The 20629-nt window shown below is 68.6% G+C and carries 26 protein-coding genes and 1 tRNA gene; 12 read left to right on the forward strand and 15 right to left on the reverse strand.

Going from position 1 to position 20629, the window contains the following annotated elements:
* Nucleotides 1-97 precede the first annotated feature (97 nt).
* The gene (locus tag ACFYWI_RS26570) at nucleotides 98-349 is read left to right on the forward strand and encodes a hypothetical protein (RefSeq protein ID WP_389237188.1); all 252 of its coding nucleotides are present in this window, start codon (nucleotides 98-100) and stop codon (nucleotides 347-349) included.
* Here the strand turns inward: ACFYWI_RS26570 and ACFYWI_RS26575 are convergent.
* The 4 genes from ACFYWI_RS26575 to ACFYWI_RS26590 form a co-directional block, all read right to left on the reverse strand.
* Nucleotides 346-1080 carry a 4'-phosphopantetheinyl transferase family protein gene (locus tag ACFYWI_RS26575; RefSeq protein ID WP_389237190.1) on the reverse strand — a complete coding sequence of 245 codons (735 nt, stop codon included), beginning with the start codon at nucleotides 1078-1080 and terminating at the stop codon, nucleotides 346-348. The genes ACFYWI_RS26570 and ACFYWI_RS26575 overlap by 4 nt on opposite strands.
* A gap of 155 nt (nucleotides 1081-1235) precedes the next feature.
* A complete protein-coding gene (locus ACFYWI_RS26580) occupies nucleotides 1236-1811 on the reverse strand; it encodes a TerD family protein (protein ID WP_389237192.1) in 576 nt (191 codons plus the stop codon).
* A 97-nt stretch (nucleotides 1812-1908) separates the two neighbouring features.
* Nucleotides 1909-2370, reverse strand: a complete 462-nt coding sequence (locus tag ACFYWI_RS26585) for a potassium channel family protein (RefSeq protein ID WP_389237373.1) — start codon at nucleotides 2368-2370, stop codon at nucleotides 1909-1911.
* Between the two features lie 198 nt (nucleotides 2371-2568).
* The gene (locus tag ACFYWI_RS26590) at nucleotides 2569-3918 is read right to left on the reverse strand and encodes a chloride channel protein (protein ID WP_389237194.1); all 1350 of its coding nucleotides are present in this window, start codon (nucleotides 3916-3918) and stop codon (nucleotides 2569-2571) included.
* Between the two features lie 193 nt (nucleotides 3919-4111).
* Here ACFYWI_RS26590 and ACFYWI_RS26595 point away from each other — a divergent pair, with 193 nt between their 5' ends.
* Entirely contained in the window at nucleotides 4112-4591 is a 480-nt protein-coding gene (locus ACFYWI_RS26595) for a hypothetical protein (protein ID WP_389237196.1), read from the forward strand.
* A gap of 118 nt (nucleotides 4592-4709) precedes the next feature.
* On the opposite strand, the gene ACFYWI_RS26600 is transcribed toward ACFYWI_RS26595, so the two are convergent.
* The 5 genes from ACFYWI_RS26600 to ACFYWI_RS26620 form a co-directional block, all read right to left on the reverse strand.
* A complete protein-coding gene (locus tag ACFYWI_RS26600; protein WP_389237198.1) occupies nucleotides 4710-5156 on the reverse strand; it encodes an SRPBCC family protein in 447 nt (148 codons plus the stop codon).
* Nucleotides 5157-5288: 132 nt separating this feature from the next.
* A complete protein-coding gene (locus ACFYWI_RS26605) occupies nucleotides 5289-6524 on the reverse strand; it encodes a PP2C family protein-serine/threonine phosphatase (RefSeq protein ID WP_389237375.1) in 1236 nt (411 codons plus the stop codon).
* Between the two features lie 245 nt (nucleotides 6525-6769).
* Nucleotides 6770-7078, reverse strand: coding sequence for a hypothetical protein (locus ACFYWI_RS26610; RefSeq protein ID WP_389237200.1), 309 nt, complete (start codon nucleotides 7076-7078; stop codon nucleotides 6770-6772).
* Nucleotides 7075-7245 (reverse strand): hypothetical protein, encoded by a 171-nt coding sequence (locus ACFYWI_RS26615; RefSeq protein ID WP_389237202.1) that lies wholly within the window; start codon nucleotides 7243-7245, stop codon nucleotides 7075-7077. The genes ACFYWI_RS26610 and ACFYWI_RS26615 overlap by 4 nt, the downstream gene beginning before the upstream one ends.
* Before the next feature lie 311 nt (nucleotides 7246-7556).
* Nucleotides 7557-7760: a cold-shock protein gene (locus ACFYWI_RS26620; protein WP_389237204.1), complete on the reverse strand. Its 204-nt coding sequence runs from the start codon at nucleotides 7758-7760 to the stop codon at nucleotides 7557-7559.
* Nucleotides 7761-8127: 367 nt separating this feature from the next.
* Between ACFYWI_RS26620 and ACFYWI_RS26625 the strand changes: the two genes are divergently transcribed.
* Nucleotides 8128-8460: a hypothetical protein gene (locus tag ACFYWI_RS26625; RefSeq protein ID WP_389237207.1), complete on the forward strand. Its 333-nt coding sequence runs from the start codon at nucleotides 8128-8130 to the stop codon at nucleotides 8458-8460.
* 265 nt (nucleotides 8461-8725) lie between these two features.
* On the opposite strand, the gene ACFYWI_RS26630 is transcribed toward ACFYWI_RS26625, so the two are convergent.
* Together ACFYWI_RS26630 and ACFYWI_RS26635 are read right to left on the reverse strand one after the other, a co-directional pair.
* Nucleotides 8726-8863, reverse strand: a complete 138-nt coding sequence (locus ACFYWI_RS26630; RefSeq protein WP_389237209.1) for a hypothetical protein — start codon at nucleotides 8861-8863, stop codon at nucleotides 8726-8728.
* 126 nt (nucleotides 8864-8989) lie between these two features.
* Complete coding sequence (locus tag ACFYWI_RS26635; RefSeq protein WP_389237211.1) at nucleotides 8990-9928, reverse strand: hypothetical protein; 939 nt, start codon at nucleotides 9926-9928, stop codon at nucleotides 8990-8992.
* Between the two features lie 783 nt (nucleotides 9929-10711).
* Here ACFYWI_RS26635 and ACFYWI_RS26640 point away from each other — a divergent pair.
* Both ACFYWI_RS26640 and ACFYWI_RS26645 read left to right on the forward strand, forming a co-directional pair.
* Nucleotides 10712-11308, forward strand: coding sequence for a ferredoxin (locus ACFYWI_RS26640; RefSeq protein ID WP_389237213.1), 597 nt, complete (start codon nucleotides 10712-10714; stop codon nucleotides 11306-11308).
* 148 nt (nucleotides 11309-11456) lie between these two features.
* Nucleotides 11457-11777: a hypothetical protein gene (locus tag ACFYWI_RS26645; RefSeq protein WP_389237215.1), complete on the forward strand. Its 321-nt coding sequence runs from the start codon at nucleotides 11457-11459 to the stop codon at nucleotides 11775-11777.
* Here the strand turns inward: ACFYWI_RS26645 and ACFYWI_RS26650 are convergent.
* Complete coding sequence (locus tag ACFYWI_RS26650; RefSeq protein ID WP_389237387.1) at nucleotides 11726-12049, reverse strand: hypothetical protein; 324 nt, start codon at nucleotides 12047-12049, stop codon at nucleotides 11726-11728. The two genes, ACFYWI_RS26645 and ACFYWI_RS26650, sit on opposite strands and share 52 nt — an antisense overlap.
* Before the next feature lie 59 nt (nucleotides 12050-12108).
* On the opposite strand from ACFYWI_RS26650, the gene ACFYWI_RS26655 reads away from it, so the two are divergent.
* The 4 genes from ACFYWI_RS26655 (at nucleotide 12109) to ACFYWI_RS26670 (ending at nucleotide 14716) form a co-directional block, all read left to right on the forward strand.
* Nucleotides 12109-12441, forward strand: a complete 333-nt coding sequence (locus ACFYWI_RS26655) for a hypothetical protein (protein WP_389237217.1) — start codon at nucleotides 12109-12111, stop codon at nucleotides 12439-12441.
* 501 nt (nucleotides 12442-12942) lie between these two features.
* A complete protein-coding gene (locus ACFYWI_RS26660; RefSeq protein ID WP_389237219.1) occupies nucleotides 12943-13560 on the forward strand; it encodes a hypothetical protein in 618 nt (205 codons plus the stop codon).
* Entirely contained in the window at nucleotides 13557-13910 is a 354-nt protein-coding gene (locus tag ACFYWI_RS26665) for a hypothetical protein (RefSeq protein WP_389237221.1), read from the forward strand. The genes ACFYWI_RS26660 and ACFYWI_RS26665 overlap by 4 nt, the downstream gene beginning before the upstream one ends.
* Before the next feature lie 242 nt (nucleotides 13911-14152).
* Entirely contained in the window at nucleotides 14153-14716 is a 564-nt protein-coding gene (locus ACFYWI_RS26670) for a dihydrofolate reductase family protein (protein WP_389237223.1), read from the forward strand.
* Between the two features lie 503 nt (nucleotides 14717-15219).
* Here ACFYWI_RS26670 and ACFYWI_RS26675 read toward each other — a convergent pair.
* Nucleotides 15220-15381, reverse strand: a complete 162-nt coding sequence (locus ACFYWI_RS26675) for a hypothetical protein (RefSeq protein ID WP_389237225.1) — start codon at nucleotides 15379-15381, stop codon at nucleotides 15220-15222.
* A gap of 1303 nt (nucleotides 15382-16684) precedes the next feature.
* Here ACFYWI_RS26675 and ACFYWI_RS26680 point away from each other — a divergent pair.
* The 3 genes from ACFYWI_RS26680 (at nucleotide 16685) to ACFYWI_RS26690 (ending at nucleotide 19427) form a co-directional block, all read left to right on the forward strand.
* The gene (locus ACFYWI_RS26680) at nucleotides 16685-17332 is read left to right on the forward strand and encodes an RNA polymerase sigma factor (protein ID WP_389237377.1); all 648 of its coding nucleotides are present in this window, start codon (nucleotides 16685-16687) and stop codon (nucleotides 17330-17332) included.
* On the forward strand, nucleotides 17329-18393 hold the full coding sequence (locus tag ACFYWI_RS26685) for a CU044_5270 family protein (protein ID WP_389237226.1): 1065 nt from the start codon (nucleotides 17329-17331) through the stop codon (nucleotides 18391-18393). The genes ACFYWI_RS26680 and ACFYWI_RS26685 overlap by 4 nt, the downstream gene beginning before the upstream one ends.
* Before the next feature lie 881 nt (nucleotides 18394-19274).
* A complete protein-coding gene (locus ACFYWI_RS26690) occupies nucleotides 19275-19427 on the forward strand; it encodes a hypothetical protein (RefSeq protein ID WP_389237228.1) in 153 nt (50 codons plus the stop codon).
* Between the two features lie 75 nt (nucleotides 19428-19502).
* On the opposite strand, the gene ACFYWI_RS26695 is transcribed toward ACFYWI_RS26690, so the two are convergent.
* Both ACFYWI_RS26695 and ACFYWI_RS26700 read right to left on the reverse strand, forming a co-directional pair.
* Nucleotides 19503-19576: transfer RNA gene (locus tag ACFYWI_RS26695), tRNA-Pro, on the reverse strand.
* Between the two features lie 96 nt (nucleotides 19577-19672).
* Complete coding sequence (locus tag ACFYWI_RS26700; protein ID WP_389237230.1) at nucleotides 19673-20611, reverse strand: metallophosphoesterase; 939 nt, start codon at nucleotides 20609-20611, stop codon at nucleotides 19673-19675.
* Nucleotides 20612-20629 lie beyond the last annotated feature (18 nt).

Consider the following 20629-nt stretch of genomic DNA (forward strand, 5'->3'; position numbering starts at 1 on the left):
CGAGTGGATATGCGCCGCCGCCTACGAGAATGTTCGCGGCTGCCCGCACCCGCTTGCCGCCCTGCGTGCTTGACTGCGGGACCGCGGCATCGACTGGATGCCCTTCGCGGCGGCCGACGTCCGGTGGGACCGTGCCTGCGGGCCGGGCCCGGACGGCCGCTGGCACGGCTGGTTCACCGTGCGCGTCCGTGCCGACGCCCTGCGCCCGCTCGGGCTCCACCCGGACCAGCCGACCGCGCGGGTGGGCGGCCCTTCCCCGCCCGGCTGGTGGCACGCGGCTGCCGAACGGTCGGCGACCGGCTGGTTCACCGTCCCGGACGAGCGGTCCTCACCCCCGGGCGTGGCCTAACCGCCGGGCGCTTGCGTACGGCGCACGGCGACTGCCGCCGTGAATCCTGCCTCGGTCGGGAAATCGGCGATCAACCAGTCGGCGTGCGGCGCAGGTTGAGGTCCTGCACCCACATAGGTCCTCGACAGGTCCTCGTTGAGTCCGACACCCATGGCCTTCAGCAGGGCCTCCTTGCGCGTCCAGCACCGGGCGAACGCGCCCGGATGGCCGGTCGGCGATTGCGCGGCCAGTTCCGCACGTTCCGTGGGGTGCAGCTGGGAGGCGACCTCGGTGGCCGTGGAAAGGTCCGGGACTGCCTCGACATCGATGCCGACGGGGACGGACGCCAGCGCGATCACCACCATGCCGGTGGTGTGCGACAGCGAGAAGTGCACGGCCCGGTCCGGCACATGGGGCCGTCCATGCGGTCCGCCGCAGTGCGCGCACGGTTCGCGGAGCAGGGTGACCGCCTCGGGCGCCAGCCCGAGCCGCCGTCCGAGCAGCCGACGCAGGGTCACATGGGCAACCGCGTAAGCGTCCCGGTCACCTGGGCGGCGGAACGCGGCGAGGCGCGCGGACTCCTCGTCGTCGAGCAGCTGCCGGTGCGCGGCGGCGTCCCGGGCGTGGTCGGGCACGCGCCCGGCCCACAGCAGCTCCAGTCCGGGCAGCAACTGAGCGCCGGAGCCGGCGGGCCCCAGGGCACGGACAGAACCGTCCTGGCTGCTGGGGCTGCTGGGCCCGGTGGGACGCACAGGGCCGACAGGAGGGGTGGGACCAGTGGGTATGTCGGCCGGCATCTTGTCCCTCCGCCTTGCTCGGCACTGCGCACCTGTGCACATTGCGACCGTACTGCACCGGAGCAGGGCCCGACCCTCCAGCGGATCGGGCCCCAACCTCCGGACGGAACTCAGATGTTGACGCCGAAGTCCTGCGCGATGCCGCGCAGCCCGGAGGCGTAGCCCTGGCCGACGGCACGGAACTTCCACTCCGCCCCGTTGCGGTACAGCTCGCCGAAGACCATCGCGGTCTCGGTGGAGGCATCCTCGCTCAGGTCGTAACGGGCCAGCTCGGCCCCGCCCGCCTGGTTCACCACGCGGATGAACGCATTGCGCACCTGGCCGAACGACTGGCTGCGGCTCTCGCCCTCGTGGATCGAGACCGGGAAGACGATCTTGTCGACCTCGGGGGCCACACCGTCCAGATGGACCTTGATCTGCTCGTCGTCGCCCTCGCCCTCACCCGTGAGGTTGTCACCGGTGTGCTCGACCGAGCCGTCGGGGCTCTTGAGGTTGTTGAAGAACACGAAGTGGCCGTCGCTCAGGACCTTGCCGTTCGCATCCACCAGCAGCGCGCTGGCGTCGAGGTCGAAGTCGGTCCCGGTGGTGCTCCGCACATCCCAGCCCAGACCCACGACGACCGCGGAAAGGCCCGGGGCCTCCTTGCTGAGCGAGACATTGCCACCCTTGGAAAGGCTGACACCCATGGAAATCCCCTGCGCAATCCGGCGCGGGCCACGCCATTTGACGATTCCTTTGCCCGACGGACCAACGAGCGACCACCGCCTCTGGTTCCCCATGGCGTCAGAAACGGCCGTCCCTTCGCGCCCTTTCACTGAGTCGGGTGCGCAGCTGCTGGGCCAGCGCGGTGCCGGCGGCGGTGAGAAAGACAAAGGAATAGACGATCTGGAGGACCGTCACCAGACGCGCGGTCTGGCTCTGCGGTGTGATGTCCCCGTAGCCGACGGTCGCCAGCGTGGTGACGGTGAAGTACAGGGCATCGACACGGGTCTCCAGCCCGATGAACTCGCCCGGACGGGTCGCGAGGGCGTTGTAACCGCTTGCGAACACCATCACGGTCAGGCACATCAGCACCGGGATGACCAGGCCCGGACGCGTGTCGGGGCGTTCGAGCAGCACGTCCCTGATCTCTTTGAGCAGCATGGCGGCGACGGCTGCGAGCGCCAGCACGAAAACCGTCCAGCTGAGCGCGGGGCGATCCGGCCCGAACCCGTCGAGCGGGAGCAGGAAGTACGCCGCGTTCATGGCTGCCACGAGGCCGAGCCCCAGTGCCCAGCGCTGTAGCGTCCCGGAGCCGGAAGTGCGGTCCGCCACCTGTGCCTCCCGCCGGGGTGCCGTGCTGTGCCGCCGCTGCTGGCCCTCCTACGATCGTCCGCCTCGGCATTGCCGCGCCACTTGGGGCCCCCGAACGGCGCACGGATGCCCGCATGCCGCTCTCGGTGACTACGGGGTGGTTGCTGTACCGGTGGCGGGTTCCGGGCGCGCAGCCAGTTCCCTGACGATCACCGCGACGACGACGCCGACAACGATCAGCGGCATCTGGTTGTGTGCGTCCGTGCCCATCAGCAGCGTCGTCAGGACCGCGCTGCTGACCGGGAGCCCGGTGATCGCGGCCGTCGCGGTTGCCGCGCCCACGGCGAACGCGGGGGTGACCCCGAATCCGGGCAGCCCCGAGCAGGCCACGCCGGCCGCGCCGCCGAGCAGGATGGAGGGGAAGATCGGCCCACCGCGCAGGGAGCCCAGACTGATCCCCCAGGCCAGCCCCTTGCAGGCGACGAGGGCGACCAGGGCGGCGACGGACCAGGCCTGCGGATGTGCGGCGAGGGCAGCGATCGTGGCCTGCCCGGACAGCGCCGCCTCCTCGGGGGAGCGTCCGGTGAGCAGGGCGTAGGCGGTGATGCACACGCCGACCGCGAGAGCGCAGACGACGGTGCGTACGGCGGTCTGCCTGCCCGTCCATGCGGCGGTGAGATGCCCGAACCGCCGGCCCGCGGTGACCATCACCGCGACCAGTACCGCCAGCGGGATCCCCCACAGGAAGTCGCCCGCGTCCGGATCGACGTCCGGCGGTACCTCGGGCAGCCTGAGAGCGCCGATGGACAGCCCCGTCCAGTGGCCGAAGCCGGTGAAGACCAGCGCCCCGATCCCGCTGGCGATCAGACAGGGCAGCAGCAAGGTGACCAGCGGTGGTCCGGTCAGACCGGCGGACTCGATGATCAGCAGGGCGGCGACGACCGGGCCGCCCAGGATCGTCGAAATGGCGGTGGTCGACCCTGCCGTGGCCAGGATCATCGCCCCTGTGGGCTCGGCTGCCCGCTTCGCCGACCGCAGGGCGAGCAGGGCGAGCCCGCTGCCCACAGCCATCAGCGGCGCCTCGGGACCGAGGACCACCCCCAGCGGCAGCGTAGCGAGCGCCGCGAGCACGACGCCGGGCAGCGCCTTCGGGCCGAGAGGCCCGCCGCCGAGCCCGAGCACCGGAAGGTGCCCGCCGGCGCCCGGCAGCCGGGTGATGACGGGCGCGAGAATCAGCCCCGCCAACAGCAGGGCGGGCAGCGGCCACCACCACGGCGCACGGTCGTGCCCGAAATCCTCCGGCAGGGTGTGCCACACCCAGTGCTGCAGTGTGTGCTGCAGGCTCACGAAGAAGAAGGCCGCCAGGGCGATGGGGACGCCGAGCAGGGCACTCAGCACGAGCAGGCGCACGTAGCCGGGACTGTGCAGCATCCGGCGCAGCGTCGGCGTTCCGGCTTCGTCCCGGGCTGCCCCTGGCGCCGGGGCGGGCGTACCGGGCATGCGGAGCTCCTCTCAGCGGCCGCCGTAAGTCAACGGCCAGCCCGGCGAGCGCACGCGCGAACCCCGCCGGTTTCCCGCCCCTCGTCACCCGAACGGCCTACGTCGCCTGGTGACGGGCCGACGACGGCCGGAGTGTCGGAACCACACAGTGCCGAGCGCCGACCGTGTGCCGGCGGAGAAGAGGTGGCCTGAGATGAGCAGTCAGGAACCGAAGACCTGGGGCAGCCCGTCGGTTGCGGGCGGCCCCACGGGACACGCATCACGCCCGCCCGTAACCGACGGCACCAGCGGCTGGGTGAGCGGCGGAGTCGTCTTCGCCGGCGTTCTGATGCTCTGCAGCGGCGTGCTGGCCGTCCTCCAGGGCATCGCCGCGATCGCCGAGGACGACGTGTACACCCGCATCGGCGACTACGTGTACAAGCTGGACCTCACCGGCTGGGGCTGGCTTCACATCATCCTCGGAGTCCTCGTCGCCGTGGTCGGTGGGGGTCTGCTGCGCAACGCGTCCTGGGCGCGGGTGGCAGGCATCGTGCTGGCCTCGCTGAGCCTCATCGCCCAGTTCCTGTTTCTGCCGTACGCGCCGATCTGGTCCGTGGTCGTGATGGCGATCGACGTCTTCATCATCTGGGCGCTCGCCTCGTACCACCCCCCGCACCCCGCGGCCTCGGCGTGAGGCGTCGGGGCCGTCCGGCCAGGGGATGAGTGCCGGGCCGTACGGAGGAGCCCGCCGATGTGGAACCCCGGACCGTACGGCCCGTCACGCCGTCCTGAAGGCCGGAAGGCGTGACGGCTCAGGAGGCCTCGACCGCCGCCTTGATACGTCGGCCGAAGGCGTCCGCGTCCTTGCGGGCGGCCATCAACGCGAGCCCGACGAGGAGCCGGCCGAACCCGTGACCCTCGAGCACGTTGAAGATGCGGACCCGGGTGCCGCCGTCGGGGAGGGGCTCGAGGTCGTAGCCGCCCTCCGTCGCGGTCACGAGGTTCTTCGAGGTCTCGTTCCAGCGCATCATCCGGGGCGGCTCGAACGCGCTGATGCGGAACTCACGCGCGGTCGTCATACCGGCGTCCTTGACCTTGCTCCGGTAGACCGTGCCGACCGCGGTCGGGCCGTCGGTCACCCGTGCGATCTCCAGGACCCGCGGGCTGAACCTGGGGTCGTTGCGGCCGTCGGCGAGGAAGGCGAAGACCTCCTCGATGGGCCTGTCGATGTCGACTGTCGCCTCGAACTGTCCGGCCATGTCTCTGTTCGCTCCTCGATCAGTACGCCGCCGAAACTGAGTCCGTGCATCGTGCCAGAAAGGTCTCGGGAGCTCCGGCAAGCACGCCGGGGGCGGGGATGCCGTGAGAGAGCAGCTCCCGGGCCGCGGCGGTCAGTCGCCAGGCCCGGCCGGATGGTCGCCGTGCCGTTGACGGATACGTGCCGCGAGCACGGCGACATCGTCCTCGGCGTGCTGGGCGCCGAGACGGGCCAGCACCTCGCCGAGCATGTCCTCCACCCCGGCTCCGGGAGGCAGCCGAAGTCCGGCGAGCCGGGCCAGGGAGACATCGATGTCCTCACCACGCCGTTCCACCAGACCGTCGGTGAACAGCAGCAGCGTCTCGTCGGGTGTGACGGTCCGGGTGGACAGTTCGTAGCCGCCGAGCCCGGTGCCCAGCGGCGGCCCCACGGGCACATGCAGGATGGCGGCGGTGCCGTCCGCGGCGAAGACCGCGGCAGGCAGATGACCCGCGCTCGCGAATGCCGCGATGCGGCGCGACGGATCGACCCGTGCGAGAAGACACGCCGCCGGCCGGCGATCGCCCTCCTCCGACACCGTGGCATCCAGCTGACGCAGGACCCGGTGGGGCTGCAGATCGGTCGAGGCCACATACCGCAGCGCGGAACGGTAGGCGTTCATGTCGACGGCGGCGTCGAGACCGTGGCCCATGACGTCGCCCATGACGAGGAGAGTCCGCCCGAAGTGCAGCCGTACCACTTCGAACCAGTCACCACCGACCAGGGTGCTGTTGCCGCAGGGCAGATAGCGCGTGGCCACCTCCAGGTTGGCGTGCGGCCGCCCCGGCTCGGCCAGCAGCGCGCGCTGCAGCTTGAGTGCGGTGCGCCGGACGGCGGCATGCTGCCTGGCGTGCCCGATGTGAACGGCGGCCAGCCGTGCCGCGAAGTGCACGGTGGCCGCCTCGTGATCGCTGAACCCCCTGCCCTCCCGGACCACGACGAGCACACCGTGCACACGGTCATGGGTCAGCAGCGGAACGGATACGGCACCCAGCACATGCCGACCGGCCTCGACCGTCACGGCGGTGACCGGTCGCGCCCGGTCCGGAGCCCGTACGGAGGCGGATCCGGCGCGGCCCGAACTCCGCCGCCGGGAATTCTCGGCGCACAGCGCGTCCAATAGCTCCCCGCGGCCGGCGGTCGCCGCACGCACCGGCGCCGCAGGGGGCGCCGCGTCTGCCGCCGCGGCGCCCTCGCCGATCAGATCCACAGCGGCGGCATCGCACATCGCCGGGTACACAAATCGGACGAGCTCCTCGCACGTGGTGCGCTCGTCGAGGGTGGTGCCGATCTGCTGAGCGGCCGGCTCCATCGCCCGCAGCCGGACCATGGCCTGCTCAACAGCGTCGTCCAGCTCCGCCTGCTCGCGTTCCACCTTCGACAAGGCACCCTCCGCGACAGTGCACACGTTCCATCACACGCCGCGACCCATCCACGGGCAACAGCAGGGATGATCACGCAAAAAGCCCTGCGCGTACCGCTGTGCATACCCAAGCCATGTCGCTTGGGCGGGGCGAACCCGGAGCCGCCCGCCCACGCATGGCGTCCTGATCGCCCGGCGGTTCACCCGCGCGGTCACACCTCGCCTTCGTGCGGCTGGTCCGTCACCCGGTGGATCCAGCGGGGCCCTGGCGGTGTCGGACCGAGCGAGGTGTCCACAGTGAGATGAAGCCTGGTTCCTTCGCCGTCGCGTCCGGTCGGGTAGCTGCGCTGCTCGCTGGTGGCGAAGGCCGCTCGGATCGCTTCGGCGACCCGGCGTGCTCCCTCCGGGGAAGACGCGATGATGCGGACCTCGGCGACATCGGCCGCAGGCTGTTCGGCGCCGGGCTGTGTGCGCGGCGTCCTTGTCGGTGATGCCGGTGAGCGCCGGCCGATGACAGTCACATGTTCCACCGCCCGGGGCCGTCGGCGCGGCGCGTCGTACGCGACCGCGGCAGGCGCCTGCGGTGTGCGGGTGCACCGTCCGGCCTACGTCGGTCGAGGGCATTGATGACGAACATTCCCAGCATGATCATTGCCAGGATCACGAATACGGTGATGAAGGTGACCATGACGTTCACCCCCCTGCCGACAGCAGTCGGAGCGACTGGGTCCTTCTGCTCGACCTCTGTGCACTGCCCGCCGTCATGACGTGGTTCCGTCCCGGGCCTGTCCGATGCCCGTGTAGTCACTCGCCGGGAACGACACCGCCGTGGCTGCGCTGTGCGAAATGCTCTCGGCAGGACCAGGCTACTCCTGGCCTTGTGGTGCCCGGCGTCAGCTGCTTCGCCGTCCAATGCATTCATGCGGCATACGGGTCAGGGCCCGCACCTCCCCGAGGTGCGGGCCCTGACCCGGGCGCTGCTGCGCGGCGCGGGACGCGTCAGGCCGGGACGATGTTCTCGGCCTGCGGACCCTTCGGGCCCTGCGTGACGTCGAAGGTCACCTTCTGGCCTTCCCGCAGCTCGCGGAAGCCCTGGGCGGCGATGTTCGAGTAGTGGGCGAAGACATCGGCGCCGCCGCCGTCCTGCTCGATGAATCCGAATCCCTTTTCGGCGTTGAACCACTTCACGGTGCCTGATGCCATGTCGATCTCCTCAAACGGGGCAGTAATGAAATTCCGCACGGCGCGGATTTCCGGTCGCCGCAATGACCCCATTCGAAAGAATCGCAAACAAAAATGCACCCGACGTCACATACCGTCAGGTGCACACCGAGTTCATGGGTACCAAAACTGCAACTTGAGCCAAACTAGCACAGTTTGCTCTTCGGTGTCTGATTTGCGCCCTCTGTGAAGTCGCGGCGGCCGGGCGTCACCGGTCGAAGACTGCGGGGCCGTTCCTCCCGGAGCTCGATGCCAGGGCCCGATACGCGCCGGTCATCAACCGTGGTCCGGCGGGGAGTTGCGTGATATCGGCGCGACGCGGGTTCGACCCCCGTGGCAGCCTGAGCCCATGCCGTTCGAGGAGCGAGAGCACGGCGGCCGGTGGTACGCCGTCCAGTTCACCTACGCCTTGCCGGACGACGCGTGGCGCGTGGAGCTGAGCGAGATGGTGCCCGTGCCCGAGTGGGGCGCGGACGCGCGGATTCCCGGACAGGACTTCATGGCGGCGCTGGTGCCGGATGAGGACCCGTCACGGGAGCCGGAAGTCCATGTCCACAGCCCTGACGGACGCGCGGTGCCGTACGAGATCGTGTGCTGGTTCATGGACCACGTGGCGGACGAGGTGGCGCGCTGCCGGACCGCCCTGGAACAGGCCGCCGCCGGCGGCGGACCGGGGGAGTAGCGCATGGAGGTCCGGCAAGGGCGTGGATCTCGTCGTGCACGAGATCGTTGGGCCCCGATCGAGCAGGCAGTCCTGACCGATCTGTTGGGCCGCGTGCACCCCGTAGGGGACACCTGCGGATGACCGGGTATCACGGCTTGAGCTTGAGCTTGAGCCGGAGCCGGAACCCGGACGCTGTGATGGGCCGAATGCCGGACAGGGGACCGCCTACCGGTACCCCCCACCCTTTGCCACGATCGGGCCGGCCGGCACGGCCATGTTGCGTTCAGGTGTCGCCGGATCCTGCCAGGTCCGCAGGTGGGCCCTCCACGCCGAGTGTGTTCGACAGCCGGTACCGGACCTGCACGTTCCGGTACTCCACACCGACGTTGACGGGGTCGGGCAGGTGCGTCCTCGTGCTCACCGTGGCCGAGCGCGTGCCGGGGCTCCCGCTGAAACGGACGTCCGTCCTCGGCCCTTCGCGAAAACTGAGCCGGTCGGCTGCCACGGTGGCGGTGACGTCGATGTCCGCGTAACGGCGATCGGGCCTTCACGGAGGCCGGTCCTCGTCCTTCGCCTCCTGTTCCCGCACCCGCCTCACCTTGCGACGAGGCGCCTCAGTGGTCCGTCGCGCCGGCCCGTCGCCCCCTTCGGCGGCCCGTCGCTTACGAGCAAGCGCTTCGCGCACGGGCTTCCGCCCCGCGCGGCCGGTCGCGCCCCCCGCCTTCTCGGGGTGCGGTGCGCCGCCGCTCGCGGCCTTCGGGACGTCGGACACGACCTCTCCCGCGTCCGGCAGCGTCTCGCCGACCCGCGCGGTGGCTCCCTCCGCGGTGTCCCCGGTCCGCTCCGCGAGCCCGGCGACCGCTCCGCCCGCGTCGTCACTCAGGCGCTCGACGGCGGTTCCGGCCCCGCGTCCTACGTCCTCGACGGCGGTTCCGGCCCCGCGTCCTACGTCCTCGACGGCGGTTCCGGCCCCGCGTCCTACGTCCTCGACGGCGGTTCCGGCGCCGCGTCCCACGTCCTCCACCGCCCTGCCGGCACCACGCCCGACCTCGTCGAGCGTACGACCCGCCCCGGTCCCCACCTCACGTACGGCGGTCCCGACGCCCGAGGTCACGTCCCTGAGGATGTCCGGGTTGCGGTCGATCGTCGTCAGTACCCTGCCGATGACCTCCACCACGTTGTCCAGACGCACCTTCAGCAGCGCCTGCGCCTCCACGCCCTTGATGTCGAGGTGGACGGAGCCCAGCTCCACGTCGGCCCCCACGTTCAGCCGGAGCAGGTCCAGCACCTCCGCCTGGAGGGACACCCTCGCACGCAGGTCCTCGACGTCAAGGGTGATCTCGTCCACCTTCAGCAGCGGGACGTCCAGGAGCACGTCCGGCTCCGTAAGCTCCGCACCGACGGGTTCCTCTTCGACGTAGTCATCGTCGTCATCCACGTCGTCGCGGTCGGTTTCCGTCACATCCTCGGTGCCCTCGTCGTCCATGCCGCTCCTCGAGAACGTGTACGTACAGGGATCTTTCCGATCCTTCCACCGCCCGTGGGGGCCCGCCACCGGTCGGCAAGCCCGACCTGCTTCATCCCCGGCTCCGCCACCGGTCTGCGGGTCTCCTCCGCCGTCAAACTCCAGGGCGGCGTCACTTCCGCCATCGGCGATGTCAACGGCGACACCTGTGGGGACATCGTCATCGACCCCGCCGAGGTCGGCGTCTCCACCGCCGGCAGCCCCGACTTCGGCGGCAACTCGGCAACTGACAGGCGATCGCGGGCGGCGAGAAGCCGACCCGCTCCGCCGACTCGGTGCTCCGGCGCGGGGGGAGGGGTGCCCATGGGCGGGCGGATGCGTGCCGGCTGCCGATCGCCGAGGGGCTCACTCCCCCTGGGGCGCCGGTAGGCGCCACCTGCCTGCTTGCTGGTCCGTAGTGTGCGCGGTTGTCTGCTGGTGTGCGTCGGCGTTGTCACGCAGTTGGACACGCACCGCAGCTGTCCTCTGTCGACGTACGGACGCCGTTGTGAGCACCGCTTCAGCAACGAGGTGGGGTGAGCCAGCGGGCCTGATCTGCGGGACGCCGACTTCGCCATCTGCTGGCTGTGCCCCCGCCGGTACCCGCAGTTCCCTGTGAGTCCCCGCCCCATCTGGCGCGGTTGTGATGCGGGCCGACGTCTCGATAGGACCGCTGGTCCCATTCGGATCGTCTCCCCGCCGTGGGGCTCGTCGGCCGGGCCGAGGATGATCTCGTCCAGAGTTCTCGCCCGAGGAGGGGTCGTCTTGCACGGTTACTGGGACCCGCTGCCCACGGCCCGGCGGGTCGTCACCGCCGCGGAGCCGACGAGGGAAGTCTTCTCAGGCATCTGGGCGGAACGGAATTGGCGCAATGTCCCGGGCCCGTTCTACGGTGCGGCCACCGACTCCATGGCCATCGGCCGGCTGGATGCGCCGCACCACATTGCCTACGACGACGACTTCGGAGGCGGCTTCGGGACGGAGTTCGTCTACCGCCAGCCTGTGAACGAGTCGGAGACCGAGGCCGTGGTCTCGGCTGCCTGCCTGGAGCTGTACAGCGGATACGGCTGGGACGGCGACGACCACTGGACCCCTGCCACCGTCCGCGCATGGTGGCTCGACCGAGGCCGGGTTCGCGAGTGGGCCCTGACCATCGCGGCCGACTGGGGCGCCGGCACCCACCCCGGCTGGGGCAGCAACGGGTCGGCCGAGTTCCACGGGCACTATCACGACGCCGCCCAAGGCCACCTGGACTTCGTGGCCTACATCGACGACGGCCTGGAGGAGTATCTGCGCAGCTATGTCTTCTGGCTGGACCAGCCCCGCGCACCCTGCCGCGGGGAGGCCCTGCCGGTCCTCTAGGTCTTGAGGATCAGGCTGGTAAGAAAGGGCGGATTCGAGAGGATCAGCCTCCCAAGAGGTCCTCCGTGGTGTGCCCGGCAGGATTCGAACCCACGACACCCGCTTGAGGAGTTCGATCGGGCGTGCCTGACACAGCACCTGGCCGCGCGTGATCGCCGTCGCCGATGCGGCGGGCGGACAGTGGCCGACGCGGACGCGGGCCGTTTGTTCGCAGGACGTGGGTGAGTTGCGAGCCGTAGGCGCCGGTGCCCTCGACGCCGACGGCGGTGACCTCGCCGTGCGAGCGCAGCCAGTTGAGCAGCCGGACAGCCGGACGGCGTCGGTCAGACGGAGAGTCAGGCCCCCAGGGCGGCACCACCGACATCCTCACCGTCAGGTGCGGATGTCAGGGCACAGGTGCTTAAAGCGGTTGGGATTCTATAGGGCGTTGGAATCACTGACCGACGTGGGGAACTTTCCGACTCGGTGATTGTGGCGACGGCGCATCAGTTCCCAGGGGAGTAGTGCTGCTGCGCAGTAGACGGCCAGGCCCACCCAGAGCGGCAGCGTGAATCCGAGCAGAAGCGCGCTTGCGATCCAGGCCAGGCAGCAGACCAGGTCGGCCCAGAGCGGAACATATGTGAGCCTGCGGAAGACCAAGGGCATGGGTTGCTCTTGGCTGCCTGCCGAGGCATACCGCATGTAGGCGATGCTGGTAGATGCCGCGGTGACAGCGGCGGCAATGATTGCAATGATCTGCATTTTTAATCTCCTGTCCCACTTGCTGTCCTAAAATTCCCACGGCTGGCGCGAGTCCAGCCATGGAAATTTCTGGCCTGCATCAGAACACCGGTGCCGAATGGCGCAGTCCTGAGCCTCATGAAATTCTGATGAATTTCATATCCAAGGAAACCGACCGGAGATCCTCGCGTCATGCCACGGAATGTCGTAGCTTGACATCGATGATTGGCCAGACCGAAGCCGCACCCACGCTGGAGACTGCTGGCCCAGTTCATCCCGATGGGCCGCTCTTCGGGCCTGAGCTCGACCGTTGGGCCGCCCTGAAGCATCGGCGGCTGAGCGAGTTCTGGCGGGTCGCGGACTTCATCCTGAAGCATGACCCGCTGATACGTGGCCACGTCTACGGATGCTGAAGCACGAAGGTCGGTGTAGCGGCTTCGGGCGGGACGTTCACGGGACTCGCCGGGAGCCCTGGCCGGATCTCGGCCGGGTGACCACGCCCCGCCTATCGGGTCCGCTGCCATCCGTCAAGTCACGTGTTCTCCTGCCACGCAATCCAGGGGCATGACGCGATTCGATTGCCGGGGCTTAATTGCGATACGGCTCATGCAGAGCAAGTGGCCCGCCCGCATCGTCCGGAACAGCCTTGGTGATGCGATTTACGGGACACATTTCTCATCCCCATACAAGAAAGGATGTGGCAGTAATGTTTCCCGCTTACGCCCATCCCCTATGCATCGAAGCGACGCTGGATCCCCGGCTCACCCGATAGTGCTGCTCGAAGCCCATGCCGGGTGAGATCAGGCAAGGAGGGCAGCCAGTCCGGTGGCCGCGAATACTCCAGGCTCTGGGGATGGTCGCTGAATACCGCCGGCGACATGCCAGGCGGAGTGGCGAGTGCTGCGGTTCCCGTTGTGACCGAGTCGCGGGTCACGGGCAACGGTTCAGGCCGCAGGCGCAGCGTGTACGGGGAGCCCACCTTCCCGAACCCGGCGCAGGAGACGGACGCCCGAAACGCCCAGCTCATCGCCGGGAAGAAGATCGAAGACACCATGTACGGGCCGGGCAGGTTCCCCGCCTCGGAGAGTGACGCTTTGAAGGCTGTCGAACCGTTTTCCACGAAACCGAGCGAACTCAGGCGGCAACTCGGCGAGGTGAACTGGGAGTCCGGCCTGCTTGTCCAGGGCGTCGCGGCCATGCTGCGCTACGCAGGCAGGTCGGGGCCTGTTGACCCGGCATTCAGGGCTGCAGCCTTGCGCGTGCTTGCCGATGCCCGGGGAGTGCGCGTCTCCACGACGACAACGTGGCAGGGGCACAAGGTTGTTGCGGTAACCGAGGAGGAAACCTGGAAGGGAAGCACTTCGCGCCAGTCGGTGCTCTTCGACCCGCGAACGGGCAACCTGGTGGGCAGTGAGGAAGCCTTGTTCGGAAACTCGCGCGCATTGAAGATCAAAGTTCCCGCGACGACGTCGGTCAGCGAGCTGCTTGCCCGCGCCACAGTCGGGAGCGTCGACGAAAGGCCACAACCATGACCGAGCAGAAACGTCCGAGGCCCCCGTGGGTGGAAACGATCTCGCTGCCCGGCCATCGCCCGACGAGCGGCGCACCGTCGCCTGAACAGCTGATCATGGACGTGCGTCAGGGGGTCCTGAGCGGGCTGTTCGAGCGGGGATCCCTGCTCCCTGAGGTAACCCGGATACGGGAAATGTACGCACTGGGCCAAGCCGACGTTCTGGCCGCGATCACCTGCTTGAAGCAGGAGGAGGTGATCCAATACCACGATGAGTACCAGGACATCTACTTCATCGACTACCACTATGGTCTTGATGAGGCGAACGTAGTCGATCAATCTGATCCATCAGCAGCCCGGCCGATGACCTGAATCGGCCGAGTAGATGTGTAACTGACTGGCTGTGCTCGGCACTGGTGCAGTACGGGCACAGAGGCCCGGTGCCGACGGGTGGCGCGCCCATGTATCCGACACGCCACCCGGGCCAGTCGCTGAGGTTTTCTCAACGAAATGATCTCGTGAGGTGACTCGGCCCAGGGGATCCCGCGAGCCGCGATGAGTCCTGCGGCGTCCGGCGGTCGTACTGTCGAACCCGTTACCGAGGAGGACTTCTGATGCGCAGCGTGACCTGTTCGATGAGCGTCTCACTTGACGGCTACATCGTCGGGCCGGACGGCGACTTCGACTGGACGGCGCCCGAGGAGGAGGTCTTTCGCTTCTGGATCGACGAGATTCGACAGGTCGGCGTCCACCTGTTGGGACGACGGCTGTACGAGACGATGCTGTACTGGGAGACCGCCGACCAGGATCCATCGCTCGACGACTCCATGCTCGAGTGGGCCGCGCTCTGGAAGCCGCTCCCGAAGGTGGTGTTCTCCACCACGCTGTCGGCGGTGCAGGGCAATGCCCGCCTGGCCTCCGGCGGCCTGGCGGAGGAGATCGAGCGGTTGCGAGCCGAGCCGGGGGAGGGGGACATCGCGATCGGCGGCGCGACCCTCGCCGCCGAGGCGGCCGCATTGGGTCTGATCGACGAGTACCGGGCCATGGTCTACCCGGTGCTGGTTGGCGGCGGCATCCCGTTCTTTCCCCAACGCGAGCGCCGGGTGGATCTCGAACTCGTCGAGACCCGCACCTTCAGCTCGAGAGTCGTCTACCTCCGCTACCGCGTGGCGCGTTAGCCGGCTCGTCCGCCGAGCCCTAGGAAGAACGGGCCAGTCAGTGACGTCTTCTCAGTGAAGATCACTTCCAGTGTCTGTTGAGGACAAGGGCGGCGCGGGTGATGTCGCCGATTCGGCTTGGGCTGAGGAGCGGGCCAGCAACGGCGGCCACGGCCGACCAAGCGCAACAAGAGGGCCACCTGGAAGACGCCGTCGCGGATTCTCACGGGATGGGCGGGGTCGCAAGGCGAGTCAAGCCGTGAACGATCTTGAAAACCGTCGTGGCAGCGATGTCACCGTGGATTCAAATCCCACACCCACCGCAGGTGAACGGCCCCTGACCAGGTAATTCGGTCAGGGCCGTTCTCATGAGCGGTGCCTGTCGGCTACTGCTGTTCCCCGCTGTTTCCCGTCCGAACGGGCACGGGAAGGGCACGGCCGCATTCTGATCTGCGGTTCCGTCTGGACCGGTCGGTGATGGTCAAACCGGTTGCTGCGAGCTCGGGAGTGGCCGCAGGCCCGGGTCATGCGTCCGGGTTCTTCCCCTCCGCGACTTTCTTGATCCGGTCGATCTGAAGCTTGGCCAGGACCGCCATGATGTCCGGCTTCTTCAGGTCCATACCCCACAGCTTCACAACGACTGTGCCGATACGCATCACCACCGTGGCGGTGTAGTCGTCACCCAAGGCGTCGGAGAAGACCTTGGTCTCCTCTGCACCCGCGGAGATCTTTGCGGCGAGGTCTCCGAATCTTGCTTATCGCCGTACTTGGTGGCGTCCTCGTGCTCGATGGCCACCGCGCTCTTCATTGCCACGCTGGCGTTGTCGAAGGAGAAGACCTTGATGTACCCCGACTCTCGGTCCCAGCCGTGCTTCAGCCCCTCCACAGTCTGCGGTCCCTCTACGGTCTCTTTGTCCGTGGCTGTCAGCCCACTGCACGCTGTCCCGGTCTCGTTGCCGCAGGTTTTTGCCGCTTCTTCGCCGACCTCAACTTTGGTCCTTGAACCGCCCCCAACCCTCGGGGCGACTGGCGGAGCTGGGGAGCACCGTACGCACCTGCTACGCGGTCGGCACAACCGGGGCATTGTCCTCATGCCCCTCCAAGGAGTCGCCGTTCTCGCGGCCCGCGGTCCCATTACTCCCGCTTCCTCCTCCGCACGCGGTCAGCGCCGCCACGAGCAGCAACGCGAGCGCCGTACCCCGCACCGCAGTGTTCACCGTCAACTCCCCGAGGTCGTCTACTACTTGACGTGATCACTTAAGCTTCAGGAGTTGCCGCGCGCTACCGGGTACCAGGTCAAGGAGGGTGCCCACGGTGAGAACGCCTGAGGCTCTGAGGTCGGTGGAGCGGCTTTGGGCGGGAGCGGCCATGGGGCGAGAGATCATGGCCCCTTACGCTGACCCGCGAATCGGGCTGGCTCTTCGCCTGCCCGCAATTGCCCGATCGGGGCCATGATCTTCGAGGCTCGCCCCATGGTGGCTGCGTAAAGCCGTGGAACCGACCGCTCCAGCCACATCGGGCCTCCTCAACCGTCAACCCTTCGCCGTTTCGGCGTGCGGTCGACGGTCGGGTTGCCGTGGGGCGAAGGCAGGAGCGGCGGCCCTGCCGACGGGCCGCGCGTGCGCGGCAGAAGCGCCTTGATCCACTCCCCGTTCACTCCCCAGAGGCCGAGGAACGAGTCAGAGCCGGTTCCCCGTGATGGAAAACCAGCCCTGACCTGGTGTTTCAGCTGTCGGGGTGGCGGGATTTGAACCCACGACCTCTTCGTCCCGAACTATCGGCTGGGCGGTCGCTGAGGTCTGCTCGACTGCTCAGCCGGGGTGACTTGGGCCGATGCCGGTCGGATGCGGTCGCGCTGGTTGCTGTACTTCGCTGCTGTACTGCAGCGGCTCTGGAGTCTCCCGTAATGGAGCAGACCGCTGGCCGCGGAGCCCCATGTCTCCTGACTGTGTGACGCACGCCACGGGAACCTGCCCGGCCGCGCGGACAATGCTGGACGTGGACTACTCATTGCACACCCGGATACGGGCAGGCGACCCCGAGGCGTTCCGCGAGCTCTTCCGTGACCACGCCCGACTGGTCCACCGGCACGCGGTGCGCGTGACCGGGGACTGGACCGTCGCCGAGGACATCGTCTCGCTGACCTTCTTGGAGGCGTGGCGGCTGCGCGTCAAGCTGCGGGACGAGGGCGACAGTCCGCGCCCCTGGCTGATGGGCATCGCCGTGAACGTGCTGCGCAACACCACCCGCGCTGCGCGCCGCCACCAGCGGGCCCTGGAGCGCCTGCCGGCCAAGGAAACGGTCCCGGACTTCGCCGACGAACTCGTCGGCCGCATAGCCGATGCCGACCAGCTGGCTGCCGCCCAGCGGGTGCTGAAGAAGCTGAGCCGGAGCGAGCGCGAGGTCTTCACACTCTGTGTGTGGTCCGGGCTCAGCTACGCGGAGACGGCGGCCGTGCTCGGCGTCCCGGTTGGCACCGTGCGCTCGCGCCTGTCCCGCGCCCGTAAACGGCTGAGCAAGCTGGCCGACGAAGAACTGAGGAAACGCAGGGAACCGCTACCGCGCAACGGACAAGTACAGGGCGGCCGCACTTCTGCGGCCCGGTCACATGAGTCGTACGAGGAGAGGTCCGAATGATCCGCAAGAAGTCTCGGCGTGAGGAGTCGCTGGACCACGCGGAACTGGCCCGGTTGCTGCCGGCGCCGGGAGACCCGCACCTGTCGCTCGACCGTCACCTGCTTCTCGAGGAGCACCTGATGAGCGAGATCCAGCCCACTGCACCCGCCCCTGCGCCGTCCCGCCGCCCGGCACGCCGTGTCGTGCTGATCGGTGTCCCGGTCACCGCCGCCGCCCTGGCCGGCGCATTCGCCTTCACCGCGCTGACCGGTTCCGGGGGCAGCGGCCCGGCCGCGGCCACCCCGCCCCCGGTCGAAGCGCCGGTCGTGCGCATCGAGCCCGGCAGCACCGCCCAGCTCGCCTCCACCGTCGAGCGCATCGCCGCCGCCGCCTCGGCCAGCAAGACGCCCGAACCCGGCCCGGGCCAGTACATCTACATCAAGAGCATGGTCTCCTACCTCTCCGTCTTGCACACCCACACGGACAAGTCCAAGACCTTGGTCCAGCCCCTGCACATGCGTGAGGTCTGGAGTTCCCCCGACGGCAAGCAGGGCTGGCTGGACGAGCCCGGCTACCAGCCCAAGGGCGGCATCACCGTCGACAGCGACGTCGAGAGCAGCTTGAACGCCCCCTCCTACGACTACCTCAAGACGCTGCCCACCGACCCGGACGCCCTGCTGAAGAAGATCTACAAGGAGACCGAGGGCCAGGGGAACTCCCCGGACCAGCAGGCATTCGCCACGGTCGGCGACCTGCTCGGGGAGCAGCTCGCACCGGCGAAGCTGAACGCAGCGCTGTACCGGGCCGCCGCCAAGATCCCCGGGGTTGTGGTGGTGGACCACGCCAAGGACGCCGCGGGACGCGAGGGCATCGCCCTGGCCCACGTCGACCAGAAGAGCGGCGGTCGCACCGAGTGGATCTTCGACCGCAAAACATACGCCTATCTCGGCAGCCGCGGTGTCCAGGTCAAGCAGGCCGACGACGTCAAGCCTGGCACAGTCCTCGAATGCACCGCCGTGCTGGAGCGGGCCGTCGTCGACGCCCAGAAGCAGCGCCCCGGCGCGCAAGGTACCGATGCGTGAGAACGCGATCGCCCCGCTGGGAGCCAGCTGGGACCCCGCTGGGCAGTGCGTATGATGCCACGTGATCAGGACCGGCGCGTCGAGCAGCACTCCCGTCGTCGCGGGTGTCGGTCTCGCGGTCGTGGCTGGTCGGCACTGGCGCGGTGTTCATCGCGCGCAGGGGTGCGGCTGGCCAGAGCTGACGGCAGGTAGCACAACGCTACGAACGCGAGCGCCGTCCCCCGCACCGCAGTGTTCACTGTCAACTCCTTAAGAATGTCTGCTACTTGACGTGATCACTTAGCCTAAGGAGTTGCCGCGCGCTACCGGGTACCAGGTCAAGGAGGTGCCCACGGTGAGAACGCCTGAGGCTATGAGGTCGGTGGAGCGGCTTTGGCCGGTGTCCTGCCCGGTTTGGGGTCGTGCATGATCAGGGGGCCGTACGCTTGCTGGCTACTCGGGCAGGTTTCACCCCTGCCCGCAATGTGTCCGAGTGGCCCCCTGGTCTTGCTCGACGCGGGACCCGAATCGGGGAGGTGGGTAAAGCCGCGGAGCCGACCGTCCCCACCCCCGGCCTGGTCTTTCGCCCCCTTGTGGCGCGGGCGGGCGACGACGTGCGGCCCCGGTGGCGTAGACATGGAGGGGCAAGCGCGGCGGCGTCCGGCCGGCGCGCCGCGCCCTCGGCGCGGCACCTCTGATCGCAGCATCAGACTGCTACCGCAGTTCAGGAGGCCGGGAAAGCAGACGCCCCAAGCGTCAACTGTGGTGTTCTCCCGAGCGTCCGCCAGTTCTCCCGATGGGCCTGGTGCGCTGGTGTCGTTGAAGCCTTCTGGGGCCACTCGGGCGCATGGCGGGCAAGGGGAAGAAACCATCCCGTGTGGCCGGGCTGCGTGGCGGCTGCTGTGCTGGCAGTGATCTGGTTCGCTGCCCGAACCCCGGTCGGGCAGCGAGCGAAGCGAGCACTTGGTAAGGCGCTCGGCGGCGGCAAGCAGGGGAAGAAAGGGAAGGGCAAGCCGAAGAAGATCCTCGAGGCTGACGATCAACAGGAGTCGTAGCGGTTGCTGTACTTCGCTGCTGTACAAACGCTCAGAGGCCCTATCCGGATCCCCGGATAGGGCCTCTGACCTGTGTCGGGGTGGCGGGATTTGAACCCACGACCTCTTCGTCCCGAACGAAGCGCGCTGCCAAGCTGCGCTACACCCCGATGTCCCCACTGTCGCGGCGACATCGATTACTTTAGCCCACCCGCGGCTGGAGGCGAAATCCGGTTTCCCGCGGGCTGGAGCAGGGGTGAGGCGGGTCAGTCCCGGGGGGTCAGCGTCAGCAGCGTCGCCTCGGGTGGGCATGCGAAACGCACCGGCGTGTAGCGGTTCGTGCCGCATCCCGCCGATACGTGTAGGTATGAGACATTTCCGGCAACCTCGTGCGTGGACAGGCCCTTCACCCGGTCCGTGTCCAGGTCGCAGTTGGTGACCAGAGCGCCATAGAAGGGGATGCACAACTGGCCGCCGTGGGTGTGGCCCGCCAGGATCAGGGGATAGCCGTCGGCCGTGAAGGCGTCGAGCGTGCGCAGGTACGGGGCGTGGACCACGGCCAGTGACAGGTCGGCGTCCGGTTCCGGGCCGCCGGCGACCTGTGCGTAGCGGTCGCGCTTGATGTGCGGGTCGTCAAGGCCGGTGAAGGCGATCTCGTAGCCCTCCAGCTTCAGCCGGCCACGCGTGTTCGACAGGTCCGTCCAGCCCGCCGCGTCGAAGGCGTCGCGCACGCCCTCCCACGGGTTGTGGACGACGCCGACCGCAGGAGCGTTGCCGTTGAGACCGTGGCGGCCCTGGGCCTTCTCGAGGAGGTAACGGGCTGGGTTGCGCAGCTTGGGGCCGTAGTAGTCGTTGGAACCGAAGACATAGACACCGGGGAGGTCCATCAGCGGGCCGAGCGCGTCCAGGACCTCCGGCACGCCCTCCGGGTCGGAGAGGTTGTCCCCGGTGTTGACGACGAAGTCCGGGCGCAGTCCGGCCAGCGACTGGAGCCAGGCGCGCTTCTTGCGCTGGCCTCTGACCATGTGGATGTCGGAGATCTGCAGCACACGCAGCGGGCGCATGCCCTGCGGCAGTACGGGGACGGTGATGCGCCGCAGGCGGAACGACCGGGCCTCGATGCCGGCGGCGTAGGCGATCCCGGCCGCGCCGACTGCCGTGATTCCTGCGGTGATTTTCAGGGGGAGTCCGTAGCGTGCGCGCATGTGCCCATCGTTGCAGAC

The organism is Streptomyces sp. NPDC002889, assembly GCF_042888425.1.
Taxonomy (GTDB): Bacteria; Actinomycetota; Actinomycetes; order Streptomycetales; family Streptomycetaceae; genus Streptomyces.

Coding starts and splice junctions, on each gene's coding strand:
- ACFYWI_RS26635 (WP_389237211.1), bottom strand. CDS start 9,928: ATGGACGACGAGGGCACCGAGGATGTGACGGAAACCGACCGCGACGAC.
- ACFYWI_RS26685 (WP_389237226.1), top strand. CDS start 17,329: ATGATCCGCAAGAAGTCTCGGCGTGAGGAGTCGCTGGACCACGCGGAA.
- ACFYWI_RS26670 (WP_389237223.1), top strand. CDS start 14,153: ATGCGCAGCGTGACCTGTTCGATGAGCGTCTCACTTGACGGCTACATC.
- ACFYWI_RS26655 (WP_389237217.1), top strand. CDS start 12,109: ATGGAAATTTCTGGCCTGCATCAGAACACCGGTGCCGAATGGCGCAGT.
- ACFYWI_RS26570 (WP_389237188.1), top strand. CDS start 98: ATGCCCTTCGCGGCGGCCGACGTCCGGTGGGACCGTGCCTGCGGGCCG.
- ACFYWI_RS26590 (WP_389237194.1), bottom strand. CDS start 3,918: ATGCCCGGTACGCCCGCCCCGGCGCCAGGGGCAGCCCGGGACGAAGCC.
- ACFYWI_RS26595 (WP_389237196.1), top strand. CDS start 4,112: ATGAGCAGTCAGGAACCGAAGACCTGGGGCAGCCCGTCGGTTGCGGGC.
- ACFYWI_RS26665 (WP_389237221.1), top strand. CDS start 13,557: ATGACCGAGCAGAAACGTCCGAGGCCCCCGTGGGTGGAAACGATCTCG.
- ACFYWI_RS26580 (WP_389237192.1), bottom strand. CDS start 1,811: ATGGGTGTCAGCCTTTCCAAGGGTGGCAATGTCTCGCTCAGCAAGGAG.
- ACFYWI_RS26680 (WP_389237377.1), top strand. CDS start 16,685: ATGCTGGACGTGGACTACTCATTGCACACCCGGATACGGGCAGGCGAC.
- ACFYWI_RS26600 (WP_389237198.1), bottom strand. CDS start 5,156: ATGGCCGGACAGTTCGAGGCGACAGTCGACATCGACAGGCCCATCGAG.
- ACFYWI_RS26625 (WP_389237207.1), top strand. CDS start 8,128: ATGCCGTTCGAGGAGCGAGAGCACGGCGGCCGGTGGTACGCCGTCCAG.
- ACFYWI_RS26620 (WP_389237204.1), bottom strand. CDS start 7,760: ATGGCATCAGGCACCGTGAAGTGGTTCAACGCCGAAAAGGGATTCGGA.
- ACFYWI_RS26650 (WP_389237387.1), bottom strand. CDS start 12,049: ATGCAGATCATTGCAATCATTGCCGCCGCTGTCACCGCGGCATCTACC.
- ACFYWI_RS26700 (WP_389237230.1), bottom strand. CDS start 20,611: ATGCGCGCACGCTACGGACTCCCCCTGAAAATCACCGCAGGAATCACG.
- ACFYWI_RS26605 (WP_389237375.1), bottom strand. CDS start 6,524: ATGGTCCGGCTGCGGGCGATGGAGCCGGCCGCTCAGCAGATCGGCACC.
- ACFYWI_RS26615 (WP_389237202.1), bottom strand. CDS start 7,245: ATGGTCACCTTCATCACCGTATTCGTGATCCTGGCAATGATCATGCTG.
- ACFYWI_RS26585 (WP_389237373.1), bottom strand. CDS start 2,370: ATGAACGCGGCGTACTTCCTGCTCCCGCTCGACGGGTTCGGGCCGGAT.